7 protein-coding genes and 1 pseudogene are annotated in these 8949 nt (G+C 58.4%); 3 read left to right on the plus strand and 5 right to left on the minus strand.

Going from position 1 to position 8949, the window contains the following annotated elements; all coding sequences use genetic code 11:
- Both AAAB16_RS20145 and AAAB16_RS20150 read right to left on the minus strand, forming a co-directional pair.
- On the minus strand, positions 1–355 hold a 355-nt coding region (locus AAAB16_RS20145), incomplete at its 3' end, for a hypothetical protein (RefSeq protein WP_340664925.1).
- Positions 356–523: 168 nt separating this feature from the next.
- Positions 524–1915: a PhoH family protein gene (locus AAAB16_RS20150; RefSeq protein WP_110616740.1), complete on the minus strand. Its 1392-nt coding sequence runs from the start codon at positions 1913–1915 to the stop codon at positions 524–526.
- A 502-nt stretch (positions 1916–2417) separates the two neighbouring features.
- Between AAAB16_RS20150 and AAAB16_RS20155 the strand changes: the two genes are divergently transcribed.
- The gene (locus AAAB16_RS20155; RefSeq protein ID WP_340664926.1) at positions 2418–3713 is read left to right on the plus strand and encodes an NCS2 family permease; all 1296 of its coding nucleotides are present in this window, start codon (positions 2418–2420) and stop codon (positions 3711–3713) included.
- On the plus strand, positions 3710–4798 hold the full coding sequence (trmA, locus tag AAAB16_RS20160; RefSeq protein WP_340664927.1) for a tRNA (uridine(54)-C5)-methyltransferase TrmA: 1089 nt from the start codon (positions 3710–3712) through the stop codon (positions 4796–4798). Before AAAB16_RS20155 ends, trmA begins: the two co-directional genes overlap by 4 nt.
- 87 nt (positions 4799–4885) lie before the next feature.
- Here trmA and cysN read toward each other — a convergent pair whose 3' ends face one another.
- From cysN to AAAB16_RS20175, 3 genes are all read right to left on the minus strand, one after another.
- Positions 4886–6784 carry a sulfate adenylyltransferase subunit CysN gene (gene cysN, locus AAAB16_RS20165; RefSeq protein ID WP_110616743.1) on the minus strand — a complete coding sequence of 633 codons (1899 nt, stop codon included), beginning with the start codon at positions 6782–6784 and terminating at the stop codon, positions 4886–4888.
- Position 6785: 1 nt separating this feature from the next.
- Entirely contained in the window at positions 6786–7703 is a 918-nt protein-coding gene (gene cysD / locus AAAB16_RS20170) for a sulfate adenylyltransferase subunit CysD (protein WP_340664928.1), read from the minus strand.
- A 147-nt stretch (positions 7704–7850) separates the two neighbouring features.
- The gene (locus AAAB16_RS20175; RefSeq protein WP_340664929.1) at positions 7851–8609 is read right to left on the minus strand and encodes a Nif3-like dinuclear metal center hexameric protein; all 759 of its coding nucleotides are present in this window, start codon (positions 8607–8609) and stop codon (positions 7851–7853) included.
- Between the two features lie 112 nt (positions 8610–8721).
- Between AAAB16_RS20175 and AAAB16_RS20180 the strand changes: the two are divergent.
- Positions 8722–8949, plus strand: a pseudogene (locus tag AAAB16_RS20180) (2-alkenal reductase); the annotation flags it as partial.

Raw genomic sequence — 8949 nt, forward strand, 5'->3', positions numbered from 1 at the left:
CCGATGAAGACACTCCGGGATGAGTAAAAATATGGGTGAGCTCATCAAACTGCAGTTTGTATAAACCGGCCAACTCGCCGTATTGATTCGCCAGTTGTTGATTACGCATAGCACACAAGGCATGCAGCGCCCTCATCGGTCGATAATAGCTGTCGATGATATCTTTCTTATCGCCCAACGAACTTTTATAGCCTTCAAGAATGCCGCTAAAAAGAAAGGATCCCAACAGTAATGGAACAATTAACTGGCCGAACCAGGTCAAACCTTTGATCCATCGCGAGTCTTGGTTTCGAATTTGTTTTTTGGGGGCACTGTCGCCGGAAGTCGTTTCAGGCGAAGTCAGTTTATCGGCCATATCCTGTTCCTTAGGATGAAGTAATAGCATGTTCGCTTAGAGTAAATTGACACATCATTACTTTGCCAGCGAACTACTCCGTTTAGCAAAACCGAATACTGCGGATCGGAAAAAATCTCCACGCATAAAAAACCGGGCATAGCCCGGTTTTCTTCCTCTCAAAAACGATTACATATTCGCCTCTGCATACTCCGCCAACACCGAGCGCGGTACACCCTGCAGGGTGATGTGCACGCCATGGGGGAAGTCTTTAAAGCGTTCGGTCAGATACGTAAGCCCCGAGCTGGGCGCCGACAAATACGGCGTGTCGATCTGCGCCAGGTTACCCAAGCACACCACCTTCGACCCCGTACCCGCGCGGGTAATGATGGTCTTCATTTGGTGCGGCGTGAGGTTTTGGCATTCGTCGATCAAAATCAGGCTTTGCTGGAAGCTTCTGCCGCGAATGTAGTTAAGCGATTTGAACTGCAACGGCACCTTGCCAAGGATGTAGTCCACGCTGCCGTGGGTGTTCTCGTCGTCCATGTGTAGGGCTTCGAGGTTGTCGGTGATGGCGCCCAACCACGGCTCCATTTTTTCCGCTTCGGTACCGGGCAGAAAGCCAATTTCCTGGTCCAGCCCCTGCACGCTGCGGGTGGCGATGATGCGCCGGTAACGCTTGGTGACCATGGTCTGTTCGATGGCGGCCGCCAGGGCCAGGATGGTTTTGCCCGAACCGGCGGCGCCGGAGAGGTTGACCAGGTGAATGTCCGGATCAAGCAAGGCAAACAGCGCCAGGCTCTGGTAGATATCCCGCGGGCGCAGCCCCCAGGCTTCTTGATGCAGCAATGGCTCCTGATGCAGGTCGAGAATCAGCAGCTCATCGGCTTTGATGCCTTTGACCCAGCCGACAAAACCCTGCTCGTCGATGATGAATTCGTTGATATGCACAGCCGGCAAGTTGTCGGTCATCTGCACGCGGTGCCAGGCACGGCCGCGATCCTGGCGGGTGTCGACCTTACTGACACGGTCCCAGAATGAGCCGGTCAGGGTGTGGTAACCGCGGGGCAACAGCGAGATATCGTCGACCAATTGGTCGGTGTGGTAGTCCTCGGATTCAATGCCACAGGCGCGTGCCTTCAGGCGCATGTTGATGTCTTTGGTCACCAGCACTACGGAAAGGCCCGGTTTGCGCGCCTTCAGATCTACAAGCTGATTGATGATTTTGTTGTCGTTGAGGTCTTCCGGCAGCCAGGTGATGGGCTCGGCACGACGGCTCATAAGGATGGACAGGTAACCGCAGGGCCCGCTTTTGTCGCGTTGGATGGCGACGCCGTGTTCCACTTCTTCGGGGGAGGCCGCGCCTAAAATCTTGTCGATCAGGCGGATGGCTTGCCGACATTCTGCTGCGACGCCTTGCTTACCGGTTTTGAGTTTGTCTAGTTCCTCCAGGACGGTCATCGGGATGGCGACGTGGTGTTCTTGGAAATTCAACAGGGCGTTGGGGTCGTGGATCAGAACGTTGGTATCGAGGGCGTAGAGGATTGGAGCAGTAGGGCTGGAGCGTCCGTGGTCATCCATACTCGGTCACCTTCTTATAGGAGCCAAGCGACGGAATGCCGGAACAGCGCTCCGCCGCACGAACCTTCGATATCCCCGGCCGTAGCGGAGGATACTGCACACCCTGGGGTGCTACAGAACTCGACGGTCTACCTTTAGATACTCCAAAAAAGGTGACAGGAAAAAGTAATTTTTGCGTTTGCCCGGTTTATTTTTCGGTGCGACGAAAAGCCCTTGGCGTACCCGAAGCGTCTCGTTAAAGTCGGAAGTCCGGCTAGCCACAAACAGCAATTCCCTACATACATTTCGGTATGCAGGCCTCCTCGCTTTACCCTCCGCACCCGCTGTATTTCTTCCCTAACCGCTGCGCGCCCGATGCAAGGCACAAGTACCCGCGTGCGAACTGGTATGATGCGCCGCTTTTTTCGCCGCACCTCTTTTGCCACACCCGAGCAAAACCGGCACCTGCACGGCTGCTGTGCTTTGCTGACATAACTAGATTGGCCAATACCGGAGCCCACCCATGCTGGAAAGACTGTTCCAACTCAACGCGCATAACACCACGGTGCGCACCGAGATCCTCGCCGGGATCACGACTTTCCTGACCATGGCCTACATTCTGTTTGTTAACCCGAGCATCCTCGGCGAAACCGGCATGGACAAAGGCGCCATCTTTGTCGCCACCTGCCTGGCAGCCGCCATCGGCTCGGCGATCATGGGTTTTATCGCCAACTACCCAATCGCCCTCGCCCCGGGCATGGGCTTGAACGCCTTCTTCACCTACACCGTGGTGCTGCATATGGGCCATACCTGGCAGGTGGCGCTTGGTGCGGTGTTTATCTCGGCGTGCATGTTTTTTGTACTGTCGATCTTTCGCATCCGCGAATGGATCATTAACAGCATCCCGCTGGAGCTGCGCTCGGCCATTGCTGCCGGTATCGGCCTGTTCCTGGCGCTGATCGCGCTAAAAGAAGCCGGCATTGTCGTCGCCAACCCGGCCACCCTGGTGGGCATGGGTGACCTGAGCAAAGCCGAACCGCTGCTGGCCATCCTGGGCTTTTTTATCATCGTCGCACTGGAGGCGCGCAAGATCACCGGCGCCGTCCTGATCGGCATTCTGTTCACCACTGCTGCCGGTATCGCCCTGGGCGTTTCGCAGTTCGGTGGCGTGTTCTCGATGCCGCCATCGCTGGCCCCGACCTTTATGCAGCTGGATATCAAAGGCGCGCTGAATATCGGCCTGGTCACCGTGGTGTTCGCCTTTCTGTTTGTAGATATCTTCGATAACTCCGGCACCCTGATTGCCGTGGCGAAGAAAGCCGGCCTGATGCGCGCCGACGGTCATATGCCGAAGATGGGCCGTGCCCTGATTGCCGACAGCAGCGCCGCGATGGTCGGCTCGGTATTGGGTACCTCGACCACCACCAGCTATATCGAATCCGCCGCAGGCGTGAGCGCCGGCGGCCGCACCGGTCTGACTGCCGTGGTGGTCGCCGTTTTGTTCCTCCTAGCCCTGTTCCTCGCGCCATTGGCCGGCAGCGTTCCGGCGTTTGCCACTGCCCCCGCCCTGCTGTTTGTTGCCGTGCTGATGACTGCGGGCCTGGCGGAAATCGACTGGAGCGATATCACCGTCGCCGCCCCGGTGGTGATCACCGCGCTGGCCATGCCGCTGACCTTCTCCATCGCCAACGGCATCGCCTTTGGTTTTATCGCCTGGACCGCCATCAAACTGCTGGCCGGCCGCGCCCGTGAGCTGAGCCCGGCGCTGGTGATTCTTTCGATTCTGTTCGTGATCAAGCTGGGTTGGTTTAACGCATGAGTGCAGCGCAGTTCGACCCAAGCCATTACGCCGCGCAACTGGCAGAAAAGCAGCAGCGCCTGCAAGACTTGCTGGCGCCGTTCAACGCCCCGGCCCCGCAGGTATTTGAATCGCCGCGCGAGCACTATCGTTTGCGCGCCGAGTTCCGCTTGTGGCGCGAAGGCGAAGAGCGCTTCTACGCCATGTTTGCCGCTGGCGATAAACACACGCCGATCCTGATGGAAGACTTCCCCATCGCCAGCCAACGCATCAATGAACTGATGCCGAAACTGAAAGCCGCCTGGCAAGGCAGCAAGGCGCTGGGGTTCAAGTTGTTCCAGGTGGAATTTCTCACCACCCTGGCCGGCGATGGCCTGATCACCCTGTGTTACCACCGCCCACTCAATGACGAATGGCAGGTTGCCGCCGCGCAGTTGGCCAGCGACTTGGGCGTCAGCATTGTCGGCCGCTCCCGTGGCCAACGCTTGGTGGTGGGCCGCGATTACGTGGTGGAAAAACTCGATGTGGCCGGCCGCACGTTTAGCTATCGGCAACCGGAAGGCGCCTTTACCCAGCCCAACGGCACGGTCAACCAGCACATGCTCAACTGGGCCTACGAGGCCTTGGGTCAGCGCAGTGACGATTTGTTGGAGTTGTATTGCGGTAACGGCAATTTCACCCTGCCGTTGGCCACCCGCGTGCGTAAGGTGCTGGCCACCGAGATCAGCAAAACCTCAGTGAATGCGGCCCTGGCCAATCTGGATGACAACGAGGTGGATAACATCACCTTGGTGCGCCTGTCGGCCGAGGAACTCACCGAAGCGCTGAACGAAGTACGCCCGTTCCGACGACTGCAAGGTATCGACCTTAAGGCTTATGAGTTCGGCAGCGTCTTTGTCGACCCGCCGCGCGCTGGCATGGACCCGGACACCTGCGAGCTGACCCGGCGCTTCGACAATATTCTGTATATCTCCTGCAACCCGGAAACCCTGGCGGCAAATATCGCCCAACTCAACGACACTCACCGCATTGAGCGCTGTGCGTTGTTTGATCAGTTTCCGTACACCCACCATATGGAATCCGGCGTGTTACTCACCCGCCGCTAACCTGGCCTGCAGGCTGTGCCCCGAGCACAGGCAAAAGCCAACCAACAAAAAGCCCCGCATCTGCGGGGCTTTTTGTTTTCACGCGGCTTAGATCGCGCCGCGGCTACGCAACAGATCCAGCACCAGCTTCACGCCCTCTTCCACCGACACGCTCTGGGTGTCGACCACTAGGTCGGCATTTAGCGGAATGTCGTACGGGAAGGACTCGCCCGGAATGTTGTCGCCACCGGCGGCATACAGACCTTGCGGGTCACGCTCGGCGCACACCTGCGGCGAAGCTTGCACATACACGGTGAGCAAACGCTGATTGCCGATCAGGGCCTTGGCCTGTTCACGGCCTTCTGCATCCGGCGCTACAAAGGCAGCCAGCGTAATCAAGCCCGCTTCGTTGAACTGACGAGCAACGTGAGCCGCACGACGCCAGTTCTCGGTACGCCCGGCGCGATCTTGCGGCAGCCCTTTGTTCAGGTCGTGGCGCAGGTTCTGGCCATCGAGCACATAAACAGCGCGCCCCATGTCGAACAGCTTGCGCTCAACCGCATAGGCCAAGGTGCTTTTGCCCGCGCCCGACAGGCCGCTGAACAACACGGTGGCCGGCTGCTGGCCAAAGCGCGCCGCGCGCTCTTCGGTCGCCACGTGGGCCAACTTGCCATGCAGACCGCCACCTTGGCCGCCCACTGGCGCGGCGATGATCATGCCGGCGCCGACGGTGCCGTTGGTGAGACGGTCAACGATAATAAACGAGCCGGTGGTGCGGTTACGGTCGTAGCCGTCCAGCGCGATCGAGGCATCCAGGCTGACCCGTACCTTGGCGATCTCGTTCAGCTGCAGGCTGCTGGCCGCGCCCTCTTCCAAGGTGTTTACATCAACCTTGTGGACAATGCTGGCAATCGAGCCCGGCACATAGCTGGTGGCGCGTTTGATGTCGTATTTCTTGCCCGGCAGCATCGGTTCTTCAGCCATCCACACCAGCATGGCTTCAAAGCTATCGGTCACCTGCGGTTGGCTGTCGGCATGCACCAACAGGTCGCCACGGGAGATATCGATTTCGTCTTCCATGGTCAGGGTAATGGCCTGACCTGGGCCGGCGCTTTCCAACTCACCTTCAAAGGTGACGATGGATTTCACCCGGCTGCTCTTACCCGACGGCAACACCACCACTTCATCGCCTTTGTGCACGATGCCGCTAGCGAGGGTGCCGGCAAAACCACGGAAGTTCAGGTTTGGACGGTTGACGTACTGCACCGGGAAACGCATGTCGGTGAAGTTACGGTCGGCGGAAATCTCCACGGTCTCGAGGATTTCCATCAGCGTCTGGCCGGTGTACCACGGCGAACGCTCGCTGTGGTTAACCACGTTGTCGCCTTTAAGGGCAGACATCGGCACAAAATGGATCGAGGTCGGCTTCAACGCCACCTTGGCGGCGAAGTCCAGGTAGTCGGCCTTGATCGACTCAAACACGCCTTCGTCAAAGCCCTTCAAGTCCATCTTGTTGATGGCGACGACGATATGTTTGATGCCCAGCAGCGAGGCGATATAGCTGTGCCGGCGCGTTTGCGTCTGCACGCCATAACGCGCGTCGACCAGAATAATCGCCAGGTCGCAGGTGGAGGCACCGGTGGCCATATTGCGCGTGTACTGCTCATGGCCGGGGGTGTCGGCAATGATGAACTTGCGCTTGGCGGTAGAGAAATAACGGTACGCCACGTCGATGGTGATGCCCTGCTCGCGCTCGGCTTGCAGGCCGTCCACCAGCAGTGCCAAGTCGATGTCCTCACCGGTGGTGCCGACTTTTTTCGAGTCGCGGGTGATGGCTTCGAGGTGGTCTTCGTAGATCATTTTCGAGTCGTGCAGCAGGCGCCCAATCAGGGTGCTCTTGCCGTCGTCGACGTTGCCGCAGGTAAGGAAGCGCAACATTTCCTTGCGCTCGTGCTGGGCCAGGTAGGCGAGGATGTCCTCGCTGATCAATTCGGATTGGTGCGACATATTAAAAGTACCCCTGACGTTTCTTGTCTTCCATCGAACCTGCTTGGTCATGGTCGATAACACGACCCTGGCGCTCAGAGGTTCTGGTCAGGAGCATTTCCTGAATGATGTCAGTCAGGCTGGTGGCGGTGGATTCAACCGCCCCCGTCAGTGGGTAGCAACCGAGGGTACGGAAACGCACCATCTTTTTGTGAATGCTGGCTTTCTGCTCGTCCGAGAGGTGCTCGAGGATACGGTCATCGTCGATCATGATCAGCGTGCCGTTCATCTCGATCACATCGCGCTCGGCGGCGAAGTACAACGGCACGATCGGAATGCCTTCGAGGTAGATGTACTGCCAGATATCCAGCTCGGTCCAGTTCGACAGCGGGAAGACGCGGATCGACTCGCCCTTGTTGACCTTGCCGTTGTACACGTTCCACAGCTCAGGGCGCTGGTTCTTCGGATCCCAGCGGTGTTTGCTGTCGCGGAAGGAATACACGCGCTCTTTGGCGCGAGATTTCTCTTCGTCGCGACGGGCGCCGCCGAAAGCGGCGTCGAAACCATGCTTATCCAGGGCTTGTTTAAGGCCCTCGGTTTTCATGATGTCGGTGTGCTTGGCGCTGCCGTGGGTGAACGGATTGATGTTCTGCGCCACGCCATCGGGGTTGATATGGGTGATCAGGTCCAGGCCCAGGTCCGCCACCATCTTGTCGCGGAACTGATACATCTCCTGGAATTTCCAGCGCGTATCCACGTGCATAACCGGGAACGGCAGCTTGCCGGGGAAGAACGCTTTGCGGGCAAGGTGCAGCATGACTGCGGAATCTTTACCAATGGAGTACAGCATCACCGGGTTATCGAACTCGGCGGCGACCTCGCGGATGATGTGGATGCTTTCCGCCTCCAACTGCTTCAGATGCGTCAATTTATCGAGCATGGCTACTCACGGCTATCTCACGAAGAGAGCGATATTGGACGGCCTACGGGCCGTGGACGAGGGCGGCACTTTAGCACAGCACCCTATTCTAATCAGGCAGGCTGTTAGATCGAAAAGATCTAGTGATATTCCCGCTAAACAGGGCCGCTACACCGGGTTAGGGCAGTCGATAAACAGGTGTTCCAAGGCGAAGCGTTTGGCCAGGTAATCACCCAATGCCTGCACGCCGTAACGCTCAGTGGCGTGGTGGCCGGCGGCAATAAAGCTGATGTCGTTTTCACGGGCGCTGTGCACGGTTTGCTCGGAAGCTTCGCCAGTCAGATAAAGGTCCACGCCTGCGGCAATCGCTTGATCGATATAGCCCTGGCCGCCTCCGGTGCACCAGCCGATGCGGCGGATCATTTGCGAACCCTCTATTAATAGCGGTTCACGGCCGAGCACGTCCTGCACGCGGCGAGCGAAATCGCGGGCACTCATGGGCTCATCAAGGGAACCGACCAGGCCGACGACTTTGTTGTTATCCGGATCCAACGGGCCTTCAACGGTGATATCCAGTTGCTGCGCCAGCTGCACGTTGTTGCCGACTTGCGGATGCAGGTCCAGTGGCAGGTGATAGGCCAGCAGGCTGATGTCGTTCGTGAGCAGGGTTTTCAGCCGGCGCTGTTTCATACCGACGATGCAGGGGTTTTCGCCTTTCCAGAAATAACCGTGGTGCACCAGCACGACATCGGCATCAGCCTCTACTGCCGCGTCAATCAGCGCCTGGCTGGCCGTTACGCCGCTAACGATGCGCCGGACCTGCGGCCGCCCTTCCACCTGCAAACCGTTCGGGCAGTAATCGGCGATCCGCGCCGCGCCGAGAAAACGTTCGGCTTCTTCCAGCAAGGTGCTCAGCGCAATCGCCATAACATTTACTCTCCCGTACAAATGTAAGCCGCTTTTTATTGCTGCAACGGCCTCTATAATGGCCGCCACCTTAAGGGCCTGCTATGGCCCTCGCAACCCTCAGGATTTATCGATGTTCAAGGCTCTGCGTTATCTTGGCTGGCCGCTGCTGGTCGGCGTGCTATTGGCGTTGCTGATTATCCAGTACTACCCGCAGTGGGTCGGCCTGCCGCGCCAGGACGTACATATGCAGCAGGCGCCGCAGTACGGTGTGGCGCAGCAGGGGCCGGTGTCGTATGCCGACGCAGTGACCATCGCCGCCCCCGCCGTGGCCAACCTGTACACCACCAAAATCGTCAAC

Origin of the sequence: Pseudomonas sp. (assembly GCF_037994325.1) — a bacterium.
GTDB lineage: Bacteria > Pseudomonadota > Gammaproteobacteria > Pseudomonadales > Pseudomonadaceae > Aquipseudomonas.